This is a genomic window from Aestuariivita sp., assembly GCF_021404545.1.
In the GTDB taxonomy this organism is placed as follows: Bacteria; Pseudomonadota; Alphaproteobacteria; order Rhodobacterales; family Rhodobacteraceae; genus Aestuariivita.
This window is the reverse complement of record NZ_JAAWWD010000065.1, coordinates 32,575-54,112: the sequence shown is the minus strand read 5'-3', so window position 1 is coordinate 54,112 and position 21,538 is coordinate 32,575. Positions and strand designations below refer to the sequence as shown.

Genomic DNA, 21,538 nt, shown 5'->3' with positions numbered 1-21,538 from the left:
TTCACATTTGGAATTGACTGACTTTATTTTTTGAAGCTACATCCTGTCAAGGCGCGGCCCTCGATGACCTGGGGCCATCTCAGACCAGATCGCGGGGTTGTCCTCGATGCCCGCGTCGGCCCGAAAAAGGATCCCCCGATGAAGGTGTACTTTGCCCCCAACACCCGCGCGGTGCGCACTGTTTGGCTGCTTGAAGAGATCGGGCTGACATACGAGCTTGAACGCTTCGCCCTTGGTCAGAAGGAGATGCGGGGGCCGGATTACCTGCACATCAACCCGAACGGGCGGGTGCCGACGCTGGTCGATGGCGACGTCACCTTGTCGGAAAGCACGGCGATCGCGCAATACCTGGGCGCCAGATACGCCCCCGATCTGACCCCGGGTCCAGAGGACGCGCATTTCGCGCAGTACCTCCAATGGCTGCACTATGCCGAAGGGATGATCATGCCACCGGTGAACAATTATGTGGTCGAGACCATCCTCCTGCCGCCCGAACGGCGCACCCCCGAGATCGCCACGCGCGCGATGAAGCTGATCAACCGCACCCTTGGCGCTGCCGAAGCGCATATGGCCGGGCGCGCGTTTCTGGCAGGGGATTTCACGGTGGCCGACACCATTACCGGACATGCGGTGATCATGTGCCGCCGCATGGGCGCTGCCTTCGATGGCCTGCCCAACCTTTCGGCCTATGCAGATAGGCTTGAATCCCGTCCCGCATTCCAGGCCGCCGAGGCGGTGTAGGCCGCGCTTGGCTCTCTGCAACGCCTGGCATGTGGCCCGGGCCGGTCCGCACTCTCGCATCGGTATGGGCGCGGCCCCACCCGCCTGATCGCAAATCTCCAACCCTCCCGGAGTGTCGGACGTTCCGGTTGACAGGATCGCGAAATGCGGGTCTGAATGTCGTATTGTCCGACACTAATCGGGATCGACATGCCATAGTCCTGGCTCCATCAGGCCGCCTGCATGCCGGAACCGCCACGATCAACGGCACCAGGGGGGAGGGTCCGTGAGCCTGAAATGCAAACCGATCCGGGTGCATTATGCCTATCAGCAGATTGCCGAGGAGATCGAGGCCCAGATCCTCAAGGGGGAGCTGCGGCCCGGAGAGCAATTGCCCGGAGAAGCCGAACTGGCCGAGCTTTTTGGCGTGACCCGCTCCACCGTGCGCGAAGGGCTGCGCCAGTTGGAAAGCGACGGGCTGGTGCATCGGCCGACGCCGCGCAGGCTGGAAGTCACGATCCCGCAGGCCAATCAGCTCACGACCCGGGCCGGGCGCGCCATGGCGTTGATGAAAGTGACCTTTCGCGAGCTCTGGGAGGTTACGATGGAAACCGAACCGCTGGCCGCCAGGCTGGCCGCCCACCGGGCCAGCGATGACGAAATCGAGCAGTTACAGCAACTGCACGCCAAGCTGGTCGCCGCGGAAGGGCACGAAGCCTTGACCATTGATCTGGATGAACAGTTCCACACCCGGGTGGCCGAGCTGGGCAAGAATCGGGTTCTGGGCCTGGCGCGCGAGCCCATTGCCTTGCTGCTGTACCGTGGCTTTACGCAAGTCGCGCCTACGGCGCCACAGTTCTACCAACGCCAGATCGAGGCGCATTCAAACGTGGTCGCAGCGATCCGGGACCGCGATCCCGACCGGGCCGAAAAATGGGCACGCATGCATATCGAGGATTTCTGGCGGGCCGTTCGGATTGCCGATCTCGAAGACAAGACTGCGATCCGCAATGCCACGGCTTTGTCCTGAATCGCTCTGCATCAGGAACGCACGCATATGACAACTCGGCCCCGAAAGCAGGATACACATCCATGACCGACCAGATGATCGCGACCGACATCCAGGCGGGCGTCATGACACTGACGCTGAACCGTCCCGACCGGCTGAACGCATTCACGCGCACGATGATGGACGAGATGATTGCGGCCTTCGACATGGCGGATGGCGATGACGCGGTGCGCGCGGTGATCGTGACAGGCGCGGGGCGCGGGTTTTGCGCGGGCGTGGATCTGGATGACGCCGACGCGTTCGGTTCCGCGCGGCCCGACCCCGCCGCAACCGACGCGGAGGTTTGGGCCGATCCGGCGCTTCGCGACATGGGCGGGCTTTTGGCGCTGCGGGTCTTTAACTGCCTCAAGCCGGTGATTGCCGCTGTGAACGGGCCTTCCGTTGGGATCGGCACCACGATGCAATTGCCGATGGATATCCGCATCGCCTCCACCCAAGCGCGGTTCGGCTTTGTCTTTGCCCGTCGCGGCATCGTGCCCGAGGCCGCCTCAGCGTGGTTTCTGCCGCGTCTTGTGGGCATGTCCCAAGCGCTCGAATGGTGCTATTCGGGCCGCGTCTTTGGCGCCGAGGAAGCCTTGGCCGGTGGGCTGGTCCGATCCGTCCACGCGCCAGATGATCTGCTGCCCGAAGCGCGGCGCATCGCGCGCGAGATTGCCGATACAACCGCACCGGTTTCGGTCGCGCTGACACGGCAGATGATGTGGCGCATGGCCGGGGCCGAACATCCGATGATGGCGCACCGCATCGACAGCCGCGCCATTGCTGCGCGCAACGCCTCAGCCGATTGCGCCGAAGGGGTGGCGAGCTTTCTCGAAAAGCGCAGCCCCGCCTTTCCCGACCGCGTCAGCGCCGACATGCCGGGCTTCTTTCCCTGGTGGCAGGAGCCGCCCTGGACCGCTGAGGAGCCTGAAGGAGGATCGACATGACCGACACACTTCTTGTTGAACGCAGCGGCGCGGTCACAACGCTGCGTCTGAACGACCCGCAAAGCATGAATGCGCTGACCCCCGCCATGGCGCAGGAACTGCACACGCAGCTCAAGTCCGAGGCCGCGACGGCCCGCGCGATCATCCTGGCGGGATCCGAGCGCGCCTTTTCCGCGGGCGCGAACCTGAATGCGGCGATGCCCGAAGATCCCGCGGGTTTTGACGTGGGCCGCACGCTGGAGGAGGATTACAACCCGCTGATGGAGACGATCCGCGACCTGCCCGTGCCCCTGATCTCGGCGGTGCGCGGGGCGGCGGCAGGGGTTGGCGCCTCGATCGCGCTGGCCTGCGATATCATCGTTGCGGGCAAGAGCGCCTATTTCCTCGAAGCCTTTGCGCGGATCGGGTTGATCCCCGATGGCGGCGCGACCTGGCTTCTGACCCGTGCGGTCGGACGAGTGCGCGCGATGGAGATGATGCTGCTTGCCGAAAAGATCCCGGCCGACCAGGCCCATGATTGGGGGCTGATCACCCGCGTGGTCGCCGATGACAGCGTCGAATACACCGCATATGAGATCGCCAACCGGTTGGCGCACGGGCCCTCCCAGAGCTACAGCCTGATCCGGCAGGCCGCCTGGCGTGCCGCCGACAGCGATTTCACCACCGCCCTGGCGACCGAGCGCGCGCTTCAGAGAGAGGCCGGGCTGACCGCCGATTTCGCAGAAGGACTGGCCGCCTTCCAACAAAAGCGCGCGCCACGCTTCCCGCCGCGAAAAAACCCCGCGTCATGAACGGCCACAATGGTCAAGAACACGCTCGACACAAGAAAACCAAACGCTAGTTTGGTCAGGAAAATCGACGGAGCGCGACGGCGGAGGAGGACTGACCCGGCGCGGGCCCAAGTCAAAGAACAAAGACGTCTCAACAGGAGGAGAAGAAAGATGACATCTATATGGAAAGGTGCCCTTGCCGGGGCATCGCTTATGGCCCTGGCATCGGCGGGTCAAGCCGAACAGCTGACTTTTGCCGGTGGCTGGCCCCCGGGATCGGCGCCCACGGCCAAGCTTGAGGAATTCGCCAAGGCCGTCGAGGAAAACAGCGGCGGCGATCTGAGCGTGCGGGTGTTCCCACTGTCGCTGCTCAGCTTTGCGGAATCAAACGCCGGCGTGCGCGACGGCATCGCCGACCTGACGGTTAACCTGACCCCCTATTTTCCGGCCGAATTTCCGAACCTGAATATGCTCGCCGAGTTCTCGGCCCTGGTCGAGTTCGAGGAATTTGCCAACGAGATCAGCTCGGCCGCCTTCGCCGGCGCGATGTCGGAATACGTGATGCTGAACTGCCCCGATTGCCAGGCCGAGGTCGCGGCACAAAACCAGGTCTATATGGGGGCCGCATCCACCACATCCTATGTGCTGCAATGCATGGTGCCTCTGACATCGGTTGAAGATCTCGAAGGCAAGCGGATCCGCAGCGCGGGTGCATATTGGGCGCGTTGGGCCGAAACCGTGGGCGCCGTTCCGGTGTCGATGTCGGTGAACGAAACCCTCGAAGGGCTCAACCCGGGCGTGGTCGACTGCACCGCCAGCAACACCGCCGATTTTGTCAACTTCAGCTTTATCGACGTTGTCAAATACGTCTATGTCGGCCTGCCCGGCGCCCAGTTCACCGTTCCCAAAACGATGAACAAGGACCGCTGGAACAGCATGTCGGATGAGGCCAAGACAGCGCTGATGAAGTCGCATGCGAAACTCGCCGCCGACATCACCTGGGTTTACATCGAGGAAGGCCGCGCAGGCAAAATCGAAGCGGCAGAGCGCGGTATCGAATATGTGGACGCGGCCGAGACCATGGTGTCGATGAACCGCGACTTTATCGCCAACGACGTCCAGGCGGTGGCAGGCATCTATAACGAACGCTTTGGCATCGAGAGCGGTGACGCCGCCAGCGCCAAGATGCGCGAGCTTCTGATGCGCTGGACCGCGCTTACGGCGGATGTGAACAGCGGTGAGGATCTTGCGGAGATTTACTGGAACGAGGTCTTCTCCAAGGTCGACGTCTCCACTTACGGCCAGTAAATGGGACGGGCACCGGACCCAAGCCCGGTGCCCAACCGCAAGTCTCAAGGAGGGCGTCCCATGTTCCGGATTGGAAGGGTTCTGTCCGCGTTGGCAAAGATGTCATCGCTGCTGGGAACCATCTGCATCGTGCTGATGATGCTGCATGTCACCGCCGACGTGATCGGCAGATATGTGTTCAACGCCCCCCTGCCCGGCACCATCGTGATGGTTGCCCATTACTATATGATCATACTGGTCTTTCTCGGCCTGGGCGTGGCCGAAGAAAAACGCGCTCATATCTCGGTCGAGTTTCTCACCGATATGATGCCCAAAACCGTGCAAGGCTGGCTTTCTGTTTTTTCCGGCGCGCTGACAGTCGTGGTGGTCGCGCTCTTGGTGATCAGCGGCTATTCCGAGGCGATGAAGAAAACCCGGTCCGGTGCCTCGATGGAGCAAGGTTCGCAAATGGTCGAGATATGGCAAAGCTATTGGGCCATTCCACTGGGCGCCGCCCTGATGGTCATGATCGCCGCCTATAAGGTGGTGAGCGCCCTGTCTGGCCAGCGCAGCGGCTTGAATGAAACAGACGACGCAAAGTTTATAAATGACTGATGTTGTAATTGGCCTGACCGGCCTGGGATCGCTGATCTTTCTGATCGCGTTGCGGGTGCCGATCGGCATCGCGCTGATCGGCGTGTCGTTTTGCGGATTGTGGGTTCTGATGGGCCCCCGTGTGGCCTGGGGCGCGTTGGGGATCATTCCCTATCAGTTCACGGCAAGCTGGGTGCTCAGCTCGATCCCGATGTTCCTGTTTCTGGGCTTCATCAGCTATCACACCAACCTCACGCGCGGTATGTTCAACGCCGCGCGCATCTGGCTGTCGGGCGTGCCCGGTGGGCTGGCGATCGCGGCGGTGTTCGGCTCATCGGGGTTTGCTGCCGTCTCGGGGTCGTCCATCGCCTGTTCGGCGGCGATGGGTCGGATCGCGATCCCCGAGATGCTGAAACACAAATACCATCCCGAACTGGCCACCGGCACCGTGGCCGTGGCGGGCACCATCGGCGCGCTCATCCCGCCCTCGATCATCCTGATCCTTTACGGGGTGATCGCGCAGGTCTCGATCACCGATCTCTTTCTGGGCGGCGTGGCCGCCGGGCTGATGACCGCCATCGGCTATGTGATCGTGATTTTCGTGCGGGTGAAGCTGAACCCCGATCTCGCACCCGAGCGCGACCAGAGCGTGACCTTGCGCGAAAAGATCATCGCGCTGAAAGACACCTGGCCGATCCTGCTGATCATGCTGGGCGTCTTTGGCGGGCTCTTCGGCGGCATCTTTACCCCGACCGAGGCCGGGGCGGTGGGCGCCTTTCTGGCTTGTATCGTCGCCATTCTCAGCGGGCAGATGACGCTGGACCGGTTTCTGCAAGCCTCGCGCGAGACGCTGGTGACAACCAGTGCGCTGTTGATCATCGCGGTGGGCGCCAGCCTGCTGACCCGGTTTCTGGCGCTCTCGGGTGCGGGCGATTACCTGTCCACGGGCATCATGTCGATCTCGACCGACCCGGTGATGCTGATGTTGGGCATCGTGCTGGTCTATCTTTTGCTGGGTATGTTCCTGGAACCGATCGGGGCGATGCTGTTGACGTTGCCGATCATCCTGCCGGTGGTCGATGCCTCGGGCTGGAGCCTTCTGTGGTTCGGGATCGTTCTGACCAAGCTGCTTGAGATCGGAATGATCACGCCGCCCATCGGCATGAATGTCTTTGTGATCAAGAGCGTGGTGGGCGATCTGGTCAAGACATCCGCCATTTTCCGAGGCGTGGCTTGGTTCATTGTGATGGATCTGCTGTTGGTGGCAATCCTCTTTGGTTTCCCGCAACTGGTACTGTTCCTGCCCGAGCTTGTGGGCTGAGCGGCGCGCGATCCGCCGGATCGCGCGCGCCCGAAAGGACCAAAATGAAAGGTGATGTGATGCAAACCGATGCAACTCAAATCCATAGGGCTCGTGGCTGGCAACTGGGCGATCTTCTGCACAGGTCCGCCGCCCGGGTGCCCCACAAGACCGCGCTTGTCTTTCGCGGCCAGTCCGAAAGCTTTGCCGAGCTGAACGCGGCCGTGAACGCCGCCGCCAATGCGCTCAAGGCTCGCGGGATCGTCAAGGGCGACCGGGTCGCCCTTTTCAGCCATAACAACCGCGCCTTTGTCGTACTGCGCTTTGCGCTGGCGCGATTTGGCGCGATCACCACGCCGGTCAATTTTATGCTCAATGCCGAGGATGTGGCCTATATCCTCGATCATTCTGGCGCCTGCACGCTGATCGCCGAGGACACGCTCTGCCCCACCGCCGATGCGGCCTTGGCCGCGATGGGGACAAACCTGCCGAAATTCGCGATCCCGCATAGCGGTGCGGTGGTCCCGGACGATTGGGAGCCCGTGGCGAACCTGCTGGATCATCCCGATCCGAGCGAGGTCTGGGTCGACATCTCTCCCGATGACCCGATCCAGATGATGTATACCAGCGGCACGGAATCGCGCCCCAAGGGTGCGCTGCTGAGTTCGGGCGCGCTTTATGCGCAATATGTCAGCTGTATCGTGGATGGCGAGATGACAGCCGATGCGGTCTCGCTGCATTGTCTGCCGCTGTTTCATTGTGCGCAGCTTGACTGCTTTCTCACCCCCGACATGTATCTGGGCGTGACCAGCATCCTGCATGACAAGGCCGACGCCGCCGAGATGCTGGCCGCGATCGAGGCGGGAGGCGTGACCAAGCTCTTTTGCCCGCCGACGGTCTGGATCGCATTGCTGCGCCACCCTGATTTCGACGCACGCGATCTGAGCAGCCTGACGGCGGGCTATTACGGCGCCTCGATCATGCCGACCGCAATCATCGAAGAGCTGTCGCGCAGGCTGCCGCAGATGCGGCTTTACAACTTCTATGGCCAGACCGAGATGGCACCGGTCGCCACGATCCTGCGCCCCGAAGACCAGCTGCGCAAGCTGGGCTCTGCCGGGCGGCCCGCGCTGAATGTCGAAACCCGCGTGGTCGATGACGATGACAACCCGGTGCCCGTGGGCGCGGTTGGCGAGATCGTGCATCGCAGCCCGCATCTGATCCTGGAATATTACAACAACCCCGAAAAGACGGCAGAGGCGTTCAAGAACGGTTGGTTCCACAGTGGCGATCTGGGCCGGATGGACGCGGATGGCTATCTCTATGTCGTGGACCGCAAGAAGGACATGATCAAGACAGGCGGCGAAAACGTGGCCAGCCGCGAGGTCGAAGAGGCGATCTTTCATCACCCGGACGTGGCCGAGGTCGCGGTGTTCGGTGTCCCTCACCCCACCTGGATCGAGGCCGTGACGGCCGTCGTCGTGCCCAAGCCGGGGGCAGAGGTCAGCGCAGACGCGCTCATGACCTATTGCCGGGACCATCTGTCGGGCTTTAAATCGCCCAAACATATCGAGATCACCGATCAGCTTCCCAAGAATGCCAGCGGCAAGATCCTCAAACGTGAGCTGCGCCAGGACTATGTGGCCCTGTTCGAAGCCGCGTCCTGACCCGGTTCAGAGACCGGCCATCACCCGCGCCTCGCTGCTGCGGATGGTGGCGCCGATACGGTCAATCACGAACTCCATGAAAAGCCGCGTCTTGGGGTCCTGCCCGCGCCGGTGGGTATAAAGACAGGCCATCTGGATCGGCTCGGGCGGGGTGGCGGTGGCCACGGGCACGAGACGGCCCGCCTCCAGATGATCCGCGATCTCAAAGACCGGCTTCATGGCAATGCCGTGCCCGGCCAGCGCCCAGTCGGTGAGCACTTCGCCATCGTCGGCCTCATAACGGCCCGCTACGCGAAATCGTTTGGCGCCCTCTGCGGTCATCAGCCGCCACTGAAATTCCGTGGCGCCGGGAAACCGCAGGTTGAGGCATTCATGGCCCCCGGCGATCAGATCCTGCCCCGAAGCCGGAGCGCCACGCGCCGCGATGTATTCGGGCGCGGCACACAGCACCCGTGCCACATCGGCGATCTTGCGAATACGCAGATTGCTGTCCTCGGGCTGGCCCAGAAAAAACGCCAGATCCAGACCTTCGGTCGTCAGGTCCACCTTGCGGTCCGTCAGGCGCAAGCGCACTGAAACTTCGGGGTAATCTTGAAGAAACCCCGGGACCTGCGGCGCGATCAGACGCCGCCCCGCACCCAAAGGGGCCGCCACATAGAGCGATCCGCGTGGACGCTCGGTGATGTTGACGACCTTGGCTTCGGCCGCCTCAACGGCCTCCAGGATCTCGCAGGCGCCCCCATAGAACGCCTTGCCCTGCTCGGTCGGGGTCAGGTTGCGGGTGGTGCGCTGAAACAGCCGCACGCTCAGATGCTCTTCGAGTTGAGCAATCCGCGACGAGGTCACCGCCGGAGAGATCCGCAGATCGCGCCCCGCCGCCGACATGCTGCCCAATTCATAGACACGCACAAAGGTTCGGATGGTGTCGAGGTAGGACATTCTTCGGGATTATTTGATGCTGCTTGGTATTGAGCCGCAATAGCAGAAGAATACCCCCACGCCTAGTCTGGCGTCAGTGCGAATCGAAAGGGCTTTGCCGATGTATGATCTGGCCGTGATGTGGGATTGGATCGGTTTTGCCGTGCGGTGGCTGCATGTGATCACCGCGATGGCCTGGATCGGCTCGTCGTTTTACTTCATCGCGCTCGATCTGGGGCTGAACCGCAACGTGCCCGGCCCCGCCGATGGCGAGGAGTGGCAGGTGCATGGCGGCGGGTTCTATCACATCCAGAAATACCTGGTGGCACCCGCAGCGATGCCCGAGCATCTGACCTGGTTCAAATGGGAGAGCTATGCAACCTGGCTGTCGGGCGCGGCCCTTTTAATCCTTATCTACTGGGTCGGCGGAGAGCTCTACCTGCTCGATCCTTCCCGGGCCGATATCACGCTGTGGCAGGGCATCGCGATCTCGACCGCCAGCATCGCGGTGGGTTGGCTGCTTTATGATCTATTGTGCAAATCCCCGCTGGGCGAGCGGCCCACCGCGATGATGCTGGTGCTGTTCGCGATCATCGTGGCGATGAGCTGGGGCCTCAATCAGGTGTTCACCGGGCGCGCGGCGCTGCTGCATCTGGGCGCGTTCACCGCCACGATCATGACGGCGAATGTGTTCTTCATCATCATGCCCAATCAGCGCATCGTGGTGGCCGATCTCAAGGCCGGGCGGGTGCCGGATGCCAAATACGGGCGCATCGCCAAGCTGCGCTCGACCCATAACAACTACCTCACGCTGCCGGTGATCTTTCTGATGCTGTCGAACCATTATCCGCTGGCCTTTGCCACGGATCACGCCTGGATCATCGCGGCTTTGGTGTTTCTGATGGGGGTCACGATCCGCCATTTCTTTAACACGCTGCATGCGCGCAAAGGCTATCCGCACTGGACCTGGGGGGCGACGGCGATCCTCTTTATCGCGATCATCTGGCTGTCGACGGCCAATATGGGCGAAGGGTATGACGCGGCCGAGGCGCGGGATCTGACACCTTACGAGACGCGGTTCGCCCAGGCCGCCGGGTTCGAGGAGGCGTATGACACCGTGCTGGGCAATTGTTCGATGTGTCACGCGCGCGCGCCTGTGTGGCAGGGCATAAAGTGGCCGCCCAAAGGTGTTGTGCTGGAGACGGAAGGCGATGTCGCGCGCAATGCCAAGCTGATCTATCTGCACGCCGGGGTCAGCCATGCCATGCCGCCGCCCAACGCGCTGGAGATGGACGCGGAGGCCCGCGCGGCCATCGTCGCCTGGTACCAAGCGGCGTCAGACAGTTAGGCGTGCCCGTCATCCGGGACGATCGCGCGGAACACGGCCGCAGGCCGCCGCGCGTGCGCCGTCACGCCCCTCGGGGCGGCGCTTTGTCAGCGCTGTTGCGATGGACAGCTGTCGTCCCAAAGCGGCTGAGATAAAGCGCGCCAATCACAGCGAGCAGCGCCACCCCGGCGTGACGGCACTCGCGCCGCTTGGCGCTTTGGCAGATCACTCTGCATAGCTACCCGCTGGCCATCATCGGCAGCCACAGCACGATCATCGGGAACGCCACCAAGAGCGCGATGGTGATGCCATCGGCCACAAAGAACGGGGTCACACCCTTGAACACGTCCTGCACCGTCAGATCGTCGCGCACGCCGGCCACGACGAAACAGTTCAGACCGATGGGCGGCGTGATCAGACAAAACTCCGCCATTTTGACCACCAGGATCCCGAACCAGACCGCGCACATCACCCCCGACATGCCAAAGGCGCTGTCCTCGGCGGTGACGAACTCCCCCCCGTTCAGCGCCATGACCGCCGGATAGACCACCGGCAGCGTCAACAGCAGCATCCCGATCGCGTCCATGAACATCCCCAGCACCGCATAGGCCAACAGGATCATCACAAGGATCAGCATCGGCGACATTTCCAAAGAGGTGATCCAATCCGAAAACGCCCCCGGCAGATCGGCAAAGCCCAGAAACCGCACATAGATCAGCACGCCCCAGATGATGGTGAAAATCATCACCGTCAGCTTGGCCGTCTCCAACAGCGCCGATTTCAGCTCGGCCCAGCGCATGCCCCGCCAAAGCGCCATGCAAAAGACTACGAAGGCACCCAGCGCGCCGCCTTCGGTGGGCGTGCCCAGACTGTCGCCAAAGGGGTTGTAGACAAACGAGATGATGATCAGCACCACCACCACGATGGGCAAGGCTGCGGGCAGCGAGGCAAAGCGTTCGCGCCATGTAAACCCGCCGACGGGCGGACCCACCGTCTTGAAGATAACCGCGATGCCGATGATCAGCACCGCATAGACGATGGCCGAGAACGCACCCGGTATGAACCCTGCCAACAGCAGAAGGCCCACATCCTGTTCCACGATGATGGCATAGATCACCAGAATGGCCGAAGGCGGGATCAGTGAGGCGAGCGTGCCGCCCGCCGCCACGACACCGGCGGCAAATTGCTTGTTATAGCCGATCTTGAGCATCTCGGGGATGGCGATGCGGGCAAAGACCGCCGCCGTGGCCACCGAGGCACCCGATACCGCCGCAAACCCGGCAGTGGAGAATATGGTCGAGACAGCCAGCCCCCCCGGCACCCAGGCGACCCAGCGTTTGGCCGCCTCGAACAGCGCGCGGGTCAGCCCGGCATAATAGGCCAGATAGCCGATCAGGATGAAGGTCGGGATCAGGCTCAGCGCCTGGCTCGCCACCTTGGAATGAGGCACCTGTCCCGCGGTCTTGATGCCCACGGTCAACGCCCAGCCCAGATGGTCGATGCCGAAATCGCGTTTCGACCAAAAGATCAGGACCAGCCCCACCAGACCGGCCAGGCCCGCGGCAAAGGCCACCCGCATGCCCAGCACCACCATCACCAACATGCCCGCGGTGACCCACAGGCCAATTGTAATCGGATCCATGGCCCTACCCCTTTTTGCCGAGCTGTTCGGCCTCGGCCATGGCCTGCGCTGCCGCATCCTGGATCAACGGGACCGCCACGGGCTGCTCCAGGCCCAGAACAAGTGCCCGGCCAAATCCCCAGATCTGGATCACCAAGCGCACGCAAAGTATGGAAAACGCAATGGGTGCCAGGATCTTGGCAGGCCAGAGCGGCAGGCCGATATCGATCGAACTGTCGCGGCTCCAGAGCGGCGCGTTCCAGTCAAAGCTGCGCTCGAAATGGGCCCAGCTTCCCCAGACCAGCGCGACCATCAGCAGCAGGATCAGAAGGACCGAGACGAGTTCCGCAAACCACAGCGCGCGGCCCTTGAGCCGGCCGATCAGAATATCCATGCGGATATGGGTGCCATCGCGCTGCGCATAGGCAATGCCCATGAAGGCGATCAGCGGCATCGCCGCCTCGACCCAGTCGACATAGCCGGGCAACGGTCGATTGAACATATTGCGCCCGCCGACCGATACAACAGCCATCACCATCAGCGAGAAGACAGCAAACCCGCTGATCAGGGCAAAGATCCGTTCGATTTTCAGAAACGTCTTATCGAGGCGGCTGAGCGTACTGCCATCCTCCAACACCGGTGAATTGCCGGCCATGGGCTGTCCCCTGTTGTCTCGTTGGGAAAAGGCGCGCGGAGGCCACGCACCTTACCTTGTTCCGAAACCCGGAGACGCGTGTCCGCGCCCCCGGCTTCAAGCCTTAGCTCCCGCCGCGCTTGTCGGCGAGCGTGTCCATGACCAGGTCGTAAAGCTCCTGCGCGGGCATGCCTTGTGCGGACATATCGGCGATCCACTGCTCGCGGATCGGATCGGCGGCGGTGGCGCGGAACTCGGCCAAAACCTCCTCGGAGATCTCGACCTTTTGAACGCCTTTCTCTTCAAGCACGCTGTCCCAGCGCTCCAGCAGTTCGGCGTAGTTGGCCAGATAATGCGCGATCGCCTCATCGACGCTTTCGTTCAGAACCGCGCGATGTTCGTCCGAAAGCGCCTCATAGGCATCGGTATTGACCACAACGGGGCAGTTCACCGTGCCGGGGTTGAGGTTGGCGGTCCACCAATCGGCCTGATTGATCGTGCCAAAGCTCAGATGCGCATGCTGGGCAAAGGCCACGGTGTCGACCACACCGGATTCCATGGCCTGATAGGCCTCGGGCGCCGCAACAGAGGTGGGCACACCGCCCACGGCCTCGAACGCCTGCCCCAGACCGCCGGTCGCGCGCACGCGCATCCCGTCCATCGAGGCCAGTGTGTCGCGCGGCGCGCCGGTGCCCACGATATTGTATTGCGGCATGGGTGAGGTCATCAGCAGCTTGGCATTCCACTGGGCCATCTCTTCGGCCACGGCGGGGTGGCCATAGACGGCGTGGCTGACGGCCACTTCTTCCTCCAGGTTCGTCACACCCAGAAACGGCAGTTCCAGAACCGTAATCGCGCGATTTTTGTCGCGGTGATAGCCGGCACAGAACTGAGCCATCTCGAACGCACCGATCGAGATCCCGTCGAGGTTCTCGCGCGGCTTGGAAAGACCGCCATAGCTGATGTTGATGGTGAACTCCCCACCTGTCTTTTCGCTCACCAACTCGGCCAGTTTTTCCACATGTTCTGTAAAGGCGCGGCGCTTGCCCCAAAGCGAAGCGTTCCACTCGGTCGCGGCGGCTTCGGCCACGAATGCAAAGGAAACTGCGGCAGCCGCAGCGCCGGTCAAGTATCTCTTCATTCTCTCTCTCCCTGTTGATGCAGCCCCCTTTTGGTGGACCGCTTAGGCAGTAAACTAGCGCGCGAGCAAGCGTGCGCCAAGGGCCGAAGCGATCCCGCCCATGCGCGGTGCCGGGTGAGCCGACTCACATCCGCGTCATCGGGCCGTAACACAACCCCGAAACCGGCCCGATCAGGGCGCCTTCGGGGCAGACGAAACAATATGTCACACCTGATATGGAGGGGTGCAAATGGGTTGATGCTCAATCCCTGTGCGCAATGCCCGATTGAAGGCAGCGCGGCGTTTACACCGGATCGCCTTGCCGCACAAGGGTTTTTCGCACACGCTCAAGGCGAAGTTTACAACAATCGCACCGTTTCGGGAAAAGTCTTTACAAGCAAAGTCAGCGATTTCCGATGGTTATTTTCTTATTTTCAACCCTTGGTATGATTTCGCCAAGGCCGACGTAGCGTCCCCTGCCGCCGGGGCACCGCCACATCGCGGCCCACAGATCAATGTCTGAGGGAGGAGACCCCATGACCAAGACCGCGCAATCCGAAACCGTCCAGACCAAGACCTATCCGCCCTCTGCCGAGATGGTGGCCCGCGCGCATATCGATGCTGCGACATATGACGAGATGTATGCCGCCTCGATCGGCGATCCGGAGGCGTTCTGGGGCGAACATGGAAAGCGCGTCGACTGGATCAAGCCCTATACCCAGATCAAGGATGTGAATTTCAAGCTGGGCGAGGTGTCGATCAACTGGTTCACGGATGGCACACTGAATGTTGCGGCCAATTGCATCGACCGGCATCTTGAGACGCGTGGCGATCAGACTGCGATCATCTTTGAGCCGGACGATCCCGAAGAGGCCGCCCAGCATATCACCTATAGCGAGCTGCACCGTCGTGTCTGCCGGATGGCCAACATCATGGAGACGCTGGGCGTGCGCAAGGGCGACCGCGTTGTGATCTATCTGCCGATGATCCCCGAGGCGGCCTATGCGATGCTGGCCTGCGCGCGGATCGGCGCCATTCATTCCATCGTGTTTGCGGGCTTTTCTCCCGACGCGCTTGGCGCGCGGATCAACGGCTGCGACGCCAAGCTGGTGATCACCGCCGACGAGGCACCGCGCGGCGGCCGTAAGACGCCGCTGAAATCCAATACCGACGCCGCCCTTCTGCATGTGGTGCACGAGTGCAAGGTGCTTGTTGTCAAACGCACCGGCGGCCAGACCACCTGGATCGACGGGCGCGACCACGACTATAACGAGATGCTGCTTGAGGCGGACGACTATGCCCGGCCCGTGGAGATGAATGCAGAAGATCCGCTGTTCATCCTCTATACCTCCGGCTCTACCGGTCAGCCCAAGGGCGTGGTGCATACCACAGGCGGCTATCTGGTCTATGCCGCGATGACCCATGAGATGGTCTTTGATTACCACGAAGGCGATGTCTATTGGTGTACCGCCGATGTCGGCTGGGTGACCGGTCACAGCTATATCGTCTATGGTCCGCTGGCCAATGGTGCGACCACGCTGATGTTCGAGGGCGTGCCGACCTATCCCGATGCCAGCCGGTTCTGGCAGGTCTGCGAAAAGCACAAGGTGAACCAGTTCTATACCGCCCCCACAGCGATCCGCGCTCTGATGGGGCAAGGCACCGAGTATGTCGACAAATGCGACCTGAGTTCCCTGCGCATCCTGGGCACTGTGGGCGAGCCCATCAATCCCGAGGCATGGAACTGGTACAACGATGTGGTCGGCAAAGGTGTTTGCCCCATCGTCGACACCTGGTGGCAGACCGAAACCGGTGGTCACCTGCTGACCCCCCTACCCGGCGCGCATGCGATGAAACCCGGCAGCGCGATGAAGCCGTTCTTTGGCGTCCAGCCGGTCGTTCTGGATCCGCAATCGGGCGAGGAGATCCATGCTGTTCCGACCGAGGGCGTGCTCTGCCTGAAAGACAGTTGGCCCGGTCAGATGCGCACCGTCTGGGGCGATCATGAGCGGTTCGAAAAAACCTATTTCAGCGATTACAAGGGCTATTACTTCTCGGGCGATGGCTGCAAGCGCGATGCGGATGGCGATTACTGGATCACCGGCCGTGTGGACGATGTGATCAATGTCTCGGGCCACCGGATGGGCACGGCCGAGGTGGAGAGCGCGCTGGTCGCCCATGCCGCCGTGGCCGAGGCTGCGGTGGTGGGATATCCTCACGATATCAAGGGGCAAGGCATCTATTGCTATGTCACGCTGATGAACGATGTCGCCCCGTCGGACGATCTCTATAAAGAGCTGCGCGCCTGGGTCCGCACCGAGATCGGCCCCATCGCCTCGCCGGATGTGATCCAGTGGGCGCCGGGCCTGCCCAAGACCCGCTCGGGCAAGATCATGCGCCGCATCCTGCGCAAGATCGCCGAGAACGACTTTGGCGCGCTGGGCGATACATCCACCCTGGCCGATCCGTCCGTCGTCGACGATCTGATTGCCAACCGGGCCGGAGCGTGAGGATCAGATGATGGATGGAGCGACAGTCGACACGACACCCGCCGTACTGATCCTGCTGGGCCCCCCCGGCGCGGGCAAAGGCACGCAGGCACGGATGCTGGAAGAGACTTTTGGCCTGGTCCAGCTTTCGACGGGGGATCTCTTGCGTGCCGCCGTGGCCGCAGGCACCGAGGCCGGCAAACAGGCCAAGGCCGTCATGGAAGCGGGCGATCTGGTCAGTGACGAGATCGTCATCGCCATCCTGCGCGACCGTCTGGGCGACGAGGACGTGTCACGCGGCGTCATCCTCGATGGCTTTCCCCGCACCACCGTGCAGGCCGAGGCTCTGGATGGGCTGCTGGCCGAGACCGGGCAAAAGATCGACGCCGCCATCAGCCTGGAGGTCGAGGACGACGCGATGATCATCCGCATCTCGGGGCGCTATACCTGCGGCGGATGCGGCGAAGGCTATCATGATACGTTCAAGGTGCCTGCCACGACAGGCACCTGCGACAAATGCGGCAGCACCCAGATGAACCGCCGGGCCGATGACAACCCGGCCACCGTGTCACAGCGGCTTGAGGCCTATCACGCCCAAACCGCGCCACTGATTGCCTATTACGAGGGAAAGGGTGTTCTGAGAACCGTGGATGCAATGGGAGAAATCCCGGAAATCGCAGGTGCGCTGGCGAATATCGTTCGCGGCGCGCGCTAGACAGATCGGTGCCTGGACAACTGGCATCTCCCCTCCAGTGCGAGGGACAGTGAAGGCCCGCCGAAGCGGGAGGCGAATAGCCAAATTCGGCCATATAGCGACCTTGATCGGCATCGATGAAGATCAATGAAGCCAGGGCCACAAAGACAACAAGACAAGGCGCAGTCCGGCGATACCGGGCCGGGTCAACAGGTGCGGTTTGTCCGCACCCACGCTTAGGGAACGGGTGCCCTCTCGGAGTGAGGCGGCATCCAATTTGGAGGAAAAGGAGGAGCCCGCCATGGCGGACCAAACCACCAACGCAGCACAACAACAGGCACAGGCCGACAAGAGTTACTGGGCCGCCAATGTGCGTATGATCCTGATCAGCCTCGTTATCTGGGCGCTGGTTTCATTTGGGTTCGGCATTCTGCTGCGCCCCGCGCTTTCCGGTATCTCCATCGGCGGGACCGATCTGGGCTTCTGGTTCGCCCAACAAGGGTCGATCCTGGTCTTTCTGGGTCTGATCTTTTTCTACGCCTGGCGGATGAACAAACTCGACAAGCAATACGGCGTCGAAGAAGAATAAGAGGTCAGACAGACAATGGATCAGTTTACAATCAACCTGCTGTTTGTCGGAGCAAGCTTTGCGCTCTACATCGGCATCGCGGTGTGGGCCCGTGCGGGCTCCACATCAGAATTCTATGCCGCCGGTCGCGGCGTTCACCCTGTTACCAACGGCATGGCAACCGCAGCCGACTGGATGTCGGCGGCCTCGTTCATCTCGATGGCGGGCCTGATCGCGTTTACAGGCTATGACAACTCCTCGTTCCTGATGGGCTGGACCGGTGGCTATGTGCTGCTGGCGCTTTTGCTGGCGCCTTACTTGCGCAAATTCGGCAAGTTCACCGTGTCCGAGTTCATCGGTGATAGGTTCTATTCGAGCACGGCGCGCATGGTGGCCGTGATCTGCCTGCTGGTGGCCTCGATCACTTATGTGATTGGCCAGATGCAGGGCGTGGGCATCGCCTTTGGCCGGTTCCTTGAGGTCGACGCCTTCTGGGGCCTGTTGATCGGGGCCTGTGTGGTCTTTGCCTATGCCGTGTTCGGCGGCATGAAGGGTGTGACCTATACGCAGGTCGCGCAATACTGCGTGCTGATCACCGCCTATACCATTCCGGCGGTCTTTATCTCGCTGCAACTGACCGGCAATCCGATCCCGGCGCTGGGCCTTTTTGGTGAGCATCAGGCAAGCGGTGAGCCGCTCTTGGCCAAGCTGGACGCCATCGTGACCGATCTGGGCTTCAAGGAATACACGCTCCATCATGCCGATACGTTGAACATGGTTCTGTTCACGCTGTCGCTGATGATCGGTACGGCGGGTCTGCCCCACGTGATCATGCGCTTTTTCACGGTTCCCCGTGTTGCGGATGCACGCTGGTCGGCTGGCTGGACGCTGGTCTTCATCGCGCTGCTCTATCTGACAGCTCCGGCTGTGGGGGCGATGGCGCGGCTCAACATCACCGAAATGATGTGGCCCAATGGGACATCCGGTGACGCGGTCACCGTCGAGATGATCGAGAACGATCCGGAATACGACTGGATGGCTACATGGCAGAAAACCGGTCTGCTGGATTGGGAAGACAAGAACGGCGACGGCAAGATCCAGTACTATAACGACGCATCCGACGCGATGCAGGAGCGGGCGACCGCGGCCGGTTGGGAAGGCAACGAGCTGACCAACTTCAACCGTGACATCCTGGTTCTGGCCAATCCCGAGATCGCCAACCTGCCGGGTTGGGTGATCGGTCTGGTGGCGGCGGGCGGCCTCGCGGCGGCGCTGTCGACGGCGGCGGGTTTGCTTCTGGCGATCTCGTCTGCGGTGAGCCACGACCTGCTCAAGGGTCAGCTGACCCCCAACATGTCGGAAAGCTCGGAACTGCTGGCGGCGCGGATCTCGATGGCCGCGGCGATCGTGGTGGCCGTCATTCTGGGCCTCAATCCGCCCGGCTTTGCGGCGCAAACCGTGGCGCTTGCCTTCGGTCTTGCGGCGGCGTCGATCTTCCCGGCGCTGATGATGGGGATCTTCTCGACCAAGATCAACAATGTGGGCGCGGTTGCGGGCATGCTGGCGGGTCTGGTCACCACCCTGCTCTATATCTTCCTGCACAAGGGCTGGTTCTTCATCCCCGACACCAACCTGTTCACCGATGCTGATCCGCTGTTGGGCACGATCCAGTCCACCTCGTTCGGTGCGGTCGGTGCGGCGATCAACTTTGCGGTTGCCTATGGCGTCTCGTCGATGACCAAGGAAACCCCGCAGGAGATCAAGGATCTGGTCGAGAGCGTCCGCGTGCCACGCGGTGCCGGTGCGGCGGCAGCCGACCACTAACGTCAGCGGGCGGGGTGACGTGCCAAGCACACCCCGCCCGGTTGCAAGACCGTCCCGTCCGGATTGTCCGGGCGGGGCCTTTTTTGTGTAACGCGAAGGTCTCTGTCCATGACCCCGAGTGCCGCCGATCTGACCCGGTTTCTGGGAACGGTTCATCCCTATGACAGCCTGGGCGCCCGGAGGTTGGCGGATCTGGTGCCCCGGTTTGAAACGCTTGCGCTGAAGGCAGGCACCCCCGTCTACCGCCTGGGCGAGGTGCTGCGCGGCGTTTATGTCGTCTATGATGGGGAAGTCGAAGTTACCGACGAGAACGGCAATCCGGTCTCGATCCTGGGTCCCCGCAATTCGTTTGGCGAGCGTGGGCTGACCCGCGACGGCCTCGCAGTGACCACGGCGCGGACCCAAAGCGACACAACGCTTCTGATCTTGCCGCGCGATGCTTTCGAGCTGTTGCTTGCCTCCGAACCGCAGGTCGCGAAATTCTTTGACCGCAGGCGGGCCGCCATCCCGCGCGGCAACGATCTGGCGACCAGTCGCGTTTCGGATCTGATGTCGCGCGACCCGCTGACCCTTGATGCGCAGGCCAGCGTGCAGGATGCCGCCCGGGCCATGGCCATGCGCGGGATCTCATCCGTCTGTGTGCTGCGGGACGGCGCCCTGGCAGGCATCGTCACGGTGCGCGATATCTCGGGCAAGGTGGTGGGGGACGGTCTGCCGATCTCTACGCCGCTTGCCGAGGTGATGTCGCCGAACCCGATCAGCCTGGCGTCCACGGCGATCGGATCGGATGTGCTGCACACCATGATGGAGCGCCATATCGGCCACGTCCCCATTCTGGAGGCGGGACAGCTGGTGGGCATCGTGACCCAGACCGACCTGACGCGGTTTCAGGCCGTCAGTTCGGCGGAATTGGTCAGCAAGATCTCGCATGCGGCATCCGCGCGCGAAATGGCAGTCGTCACCGCCGAGATCCCGCGCCTGCTGGTGCAATTGGTGGCCGCCGGCAACCGGCACGAGGTCGTCACACGGCTGATCACCGATATCGCCGATACCGCCACCCGGCGTCTTTTGACCCTGGCCGAGACCGAACTCGGCCCGCCCCCGGTGCCCTATCTCTGGCTGGCCTGCGGTAGCCAGGGCCGCCAGGAACAGACCGGCGTCAGCGATCAGGACAATTGCCTGTTTCTGGACGACGCGGTGTCGGAGGCCGATATGCCCTATTTCGCGGCCCTTGCGCGGTTTGTCAGCGACGGTCTGGACACCTGTGGATACGTCTATTGCCCGGGCGACATGATGGCGACCAATCCGCGCTGGTGCCAACCGCTGCGGGTCTGGCGCGCGTACTTTCAGGGCTGGATCGCCAAGCCCGATCCCACCGCGCAGATGCTGGCCAGCGTGATGTTCGACCTGCGCCCCATCGGCGGGCAAATGTCGCTTTTTGACGGGTTGCAGACCGAGACGCTGAAAGCGGCCTCCAAGAACTCGATTTTCGTGGCACATATGATCGCCAACTCCCTCAAGCACACGCCGCCGCTGGGGCTGTTGCGCGGCTTCGCCACGATCCGCTCGGGCGAGCATCGCAATACCATCGACCTCAAGCACAACGGCGTGGTGCCGGTGGTCGATCTGGCGCGCGTCTATACGCTGCGCGGTCGGCTGACACCGGCCAATACGCGCGCGCGGCTGGAGGCGGCGGAAGCCGCGGGCGTGCTCAGCCCTTCGGGTGGGCGCGATCTGCTGGATGCCTATGACCTGATCGCCGAGACCCGGCTGGAGCATCAGGCACGCCAGATCAAGGCCGGGGGGCGTCCGGATAACTACATGTCGCCCTCGGATCTGTCGGATTTTGAACGCAGCCATCTGCGCGACGCCTTTGTTGTGGTAAAGACGCTGCAATCGGCTGTGGGGCATGGTCGGGGAATGCTAAGCTGAGGTCTTTTTGGGGAAGATTTGGCAGCGCAGAACGCCAATGAGGACCCCGGTGCAACAAAAGACGCAGCGCCCTTGGGG

The 21,538-nt window shown here is 62.3% G+C and carries 18 protein-coding genes; 14 read left to right on the top strand and 4 right to left on the bottom strand.

Annotation, left to right across the window (positions count from 1 at the left end; all coding sequences use genetic code 11):
* The first annotated feature begins 138 nt into the window (after positions 1–138).
* The 8 genes from HEP69_RS21295 to HEP69_RS21260 all read left to right on the top strand — a co-directional run bounded on the left by HEP69_RS21295 (position 139) and on the right by HEP69_RS21260 (position 8,333).
* Entirely contained in the window at positions 139–741 is a 603-nt protein-coding gene (locus HEP69_RS21295) for a glutathione S-transferase family protein (RefSeq protein WP_290560528.1), read from the top strand.
* A 265-nt stretch (positions 742–1,006) separates the two neighbouring features.
* A complete protein-coding gene (locus HEP69_RS21290; protein WP_290560527.1) occupies positions 1,007–1,750 on the top strand; it encodes an FCD domain-containing protein in 744 nt (247 codons plus the stop codon).
* A gap of 62 nt (positions 1,751–1,812) precedes the next feature.
* A complete protein-coding gene (locus HEP69_RS21285) occupies positions 1,813–2,715 on the top strand; it encodes a crotonase/enoyl-CoA hydratase family protein (protein WP_290560526.1) in 903 nt (300 codons plus the stop codon).
* Positions 2,712–3,506: an enoyl-CoA hydratase-related protein gene (locus HEP69_RS21280; RefSeq protein ID WP_290560525.1), complete on the top strand. Its 795-nt coding sequence runs from the start codon at positions 2,712–2,714 to the stop codon at positions 3,504–3,506. The genes HEP69_RS21285 and HEP69_RS21280 overlap by 4 nt, the downstream gene beginning before the upstream one ends.
* A gap of 150 nt (positions 3,507–3,656) precedes the next feature.
* Positions 3,657–4,793, top strand: coding sequence for a C4-dicarboxylate TRAP transporter substrate-binding protein (locus tag HEP69_RS21275; RefSeq protein ID WP_290560524.1), 1,137 nt, complete (start codon positions 3,657–3,659; stop codon positions 4,791–4,793).
* A 60-nt stretch (positions 4,794–4,853) separates the two neighbouring features.
* Positions 4,854–5,387 (top strand): TRAP transporter small permease, encoded by a 534-nt coding sequence (locus HEP69_RS21270; protein ID WP_290560523.1) that lies wholly within the window; start codon positions 4,854–4,856, stop codon positions 5,385–5,387.
* A complete protein-coding gene (locus HEP69_RS21265; RefSeq protein ID WP_290560522.1) occupies positions 5,380–6,687 on the top strand; it encodes a TRAP transporter large permease in 1,308 nt (435 codons plus the stop codon). Before HEP69_RS21270 ends, HEP69_RS21265 begins: the two co-directional genes overlap by 8 nt.
* Positions 6,688–6,746: 59 nt before the next feature.
* Complete coding sequence (locus HEP69_RS21260) at positions 6,747–8,333, top strand: fatty acyl-CoA synthetase (RefSeq protein WP_290560521.1); 1,587 nt, start codon at positions 6,747–6,749, stop codon at positions 8,331–8,333.
* Positions 8,334–8,339: 6 nt separating this feature from the next.
* On the opposite strand, the gene HEP69_RS21255 is transcribed toward HEP69_RS21260, so the two are convergent.
* The gene (locus HEP69_RS21255) at positions 8,340–9,272 is read right to left on the bottom strand and encodes a LysR family transcriptional regulator (RefSeq protein ID WP_290560520.1); all 933 of its coding nucleotides are present in this window, start codon (positions 9,270–9,272) and stop codon (positions 8,340–8,342) included.
* A 100-nt stretch (positions 9,273–9,372) separates the two neighbouring features.
* On the opposite strand from HEP69_RS21255, the gene HEP69_RS21250 reads away from it, so the two are divergent.
* Complete coding sequence (locus tag HEP69_RS21250) at positions 9,373–10,599, top strand: urate hydroxylase PuuD (RefSeq protein ID WP_290560519.1); 1,227 nt, start codon at positions 9,373–9,375, stop codon at positions 10,597–10,599.
* Positions 10,600–10,816: 217 nt separating this feature from the next.
* On the opposite strand, the gene HEP69_RS21245 is transcribed toward HEP69_RS21250, so the two are convergent.
* The 3 genes from HEP69_RS21245 to HEP69_RS21235 form a co-directional block, all read right to left on the bottom strand.
* A complete protein-coding gene (locus tag HEP69_RS21245) occupies positions 10,817–12,220 on the bottom strand; it encodes a TRAP transporter large permease (RefSeq protein WP_290560518.1) in 1,404 nt (467 codons plus the stop codon).
* A gap of 4 nt (positions 12,221–12,224) precedes the next feature.
* On the bottom strand, positions 12,225–12,854 hold the full coding sequence (locus HEP69_RS21240; RefSeq protein ID WP_290560517.1) for a TRAP transporter small permease: 630 nt from the start codon (positions 12,852–12,854) through the stop codon (positions 12,225–12,227).
* Between the two features lie 103 nt (positions 12,855–12,957).
* Positions 12,958–13,974, bottom strand: coding sequence for a C4-dicarboxylate TRAP transporter substrate-binding protein (locus tag HEP69_RS21235; protein WP_290560516.1), 1,017 nt, complete (start codon positions 13,972–13,974; stop codon positions 12,958–12,960).
* A 515-nt stretch (positions 13,975–14,489) separates the two neighbouring features.
* On the opposite strand from HEP69_RS21235, the gene acs reads away from it, so the two are divergent.
* The 5 genes from acs (at position 14,490) to HEP69_RS21210 (ending at position 21,460) form a co-directional block, all read left to right on the top strand.
* On the top strand, positions 14,490–16,463 hold the full coding sequence (acs, locus tag HEP69_RS21230; protein WP_290560515.1) for an acetate--CoA ligase: 1,974 nt from the start codon (positions 14,490–14,492) through the stop codon (positions 16,461–16,463).
* A gap of 10 nt (positions 16,464–16,473) precedes the next feature.
* The gene (locus tag HEP69_RS21225; protein WP_290560514.1) at positions 16,474–17,157 is read left to right on the top strand and encodes an adenylate kinase; all 684 of its coding nucleotides are present in this window, start codon (positions 16,474–16,476) and stop codon (positions 17,155–17,157) included.
* A gap of 280 nt (positions 17,158–17,437) precedes the next feature.
* Positions 17,438–17,725 (top strand): DUF4212 domain-containing protein, encoded by a 288-nt coding sequence (locus tag HEP69_RS21220; protein ID WP_290560513.1) that lies wholly within the window; start codon positions 17,438–17,440, stop codon positions 17,723–17,725.
* Between the two features lie 15 nt (positions 17,726–17,740).
* A complete protein-coding gene (locus HEP69_RS21215; RefSeq protein ID WP_290560512.1) occupies positions 17,741–19,528 on the top strand; it encodes a sodium:solute symporter family protein in 1,788 nt (595 codons plus the stop codon).
* 108 nt (positions 19,529–19,636) lie between these two features.
* Positions 19,637–21,460: a DUF294 nucleotidyltransferase-like domain-containing protein gene (locus HEP69_RS21210; protein WP_290560511.1), complete on the top strand. Its 1,824-nt coding sequence runs from the start codon at positions 19,637–19,639 to the stop codon at positions 21,458–21,460.
* Positions 21,461–21,538: the final 78 nt, after the last annotated feature.

Excerpts from the sequence above, each read along its gene's own strand:
- HEP69_RS21295 (WP_290560528.1), top strand. The coding sequence starts at position 139 with ATGAAGGTGTACTTTGCCCCCAACACCCGCGCGGTGCGCACTGTTTGG.
- HEP69_RS21270 (WP_290560523.1), top strand. The coding sequence starts at position 4,854 with ATGTTCCGGATTGGAAGGGTTCTGTCCGCGTTGGCAAAGATGTCATCG.
- HEP69_RS21280 (WP_290560525.1), top strand. The coding sequence starts at position 2,712 with ATGACCGACACACTTCTTGTTGAACGCAGCGGCGCGGTCACAACGCTG.
- HEP69_RS21250 (WP_290560519.1), top strand. The coding sequence starts at position 9,373 with ATGTATGATCTGGCCGTGATGTGGGATTGGATCGGTTTTGCCGTGCGG.
- HEP69_RS21285 (WP_290560526.1), top strand. The coding sequence starts at position 1,813 with ATGACCGACCAGATGATCGCGACCGACATCCAGGCGGGCGTCATGACA.
- acs (WP_290560515.1), top strand. The coding sequence starts at position 14,490 with ATGACCAAGACCGCGCAATCCGAAACCGTCCAGACCAAGACCTATCCG.
- HEP69_RS21240 (WP_290560517.1), bottom strand. The coding sequence starts at position 12,854 with ATGGCCGGCAATTCACCGGTGTTGGAGGATGGCAGTACGCTCAGCCGC.
- HEP69_RS21245 (WP_290560518.1), bottom strand. The coding sequence starts at position 12,220 with ATGGATCCGATTACAATTGGCCTGTGGGTCACCGCGGGCATGTTGGTG.
- HEP69_RS21265 (WP_290560522.1), top strand. The coding sequence starts at position 5,380 with ATGACTGATGTTGTAATTGGCCTGACCGGCCTGGGATCGCTGATCTTT.
- HEP69_RS21215 (WP_290560512.1), top strand. The coding sequence starts at position 17,741 with ATGGATCAGTTTACAATCAACCTGCTGTTTGTCGGAGCAAGCTTTGCG.
- HEP69_RS21220 (WP_290560513.1), top strand. The coding sequence starts at position 17,438 with ATGGCGGACCAAACCACCAACGCAGCACAACAACAGGCACAGGCCGAC.
- HEP69_RS21255 (WP_290560520.1), bottom strand. The coding sequence starts at position 9,272 with ATGTCCTACCTCGACACCATCCGAACCTTTGTGCGTGTCTATGAATTG.
- HEP69_RS21260 (WP_290560521.1), top strand. The coding sequence starts at position 6,747 with ATGCAAACCGATGCAACTCAAATCCATAGGGCTCGTGGCTGGCAACTG.
- HEP69_RS21210 (WP_290560511.1), top strand. The coding sequence starts at position 19,637 with ATGACCCCGAGTGCCGCCGATCTGACCCGGTTTCTGGGAACGGTTCAT.
- HEP69_RS21225 (WP_290560514.1), top strand. The coding sequence starts at position 16,474 with ATGGATGGAGCGACAGTCGACACGACACCCGCCGTACTGATCCTGCTG.
- HEP69_RS21235 (WP_290560516.1), bottom strand. The coding sequence starts at position 13,974 with ATGAAGAGATACTTGACCGGCGCTGCGGCTGCCGCAGTTTCCTTTGCA.
- HEP69_RS21275 (WP_290560524.1), top strand. The coding sequence starts at position 3,657 with ATGACATCTATATGGAAAGGTGCCCTTGCCGGGGCATCGCTTATGGCC.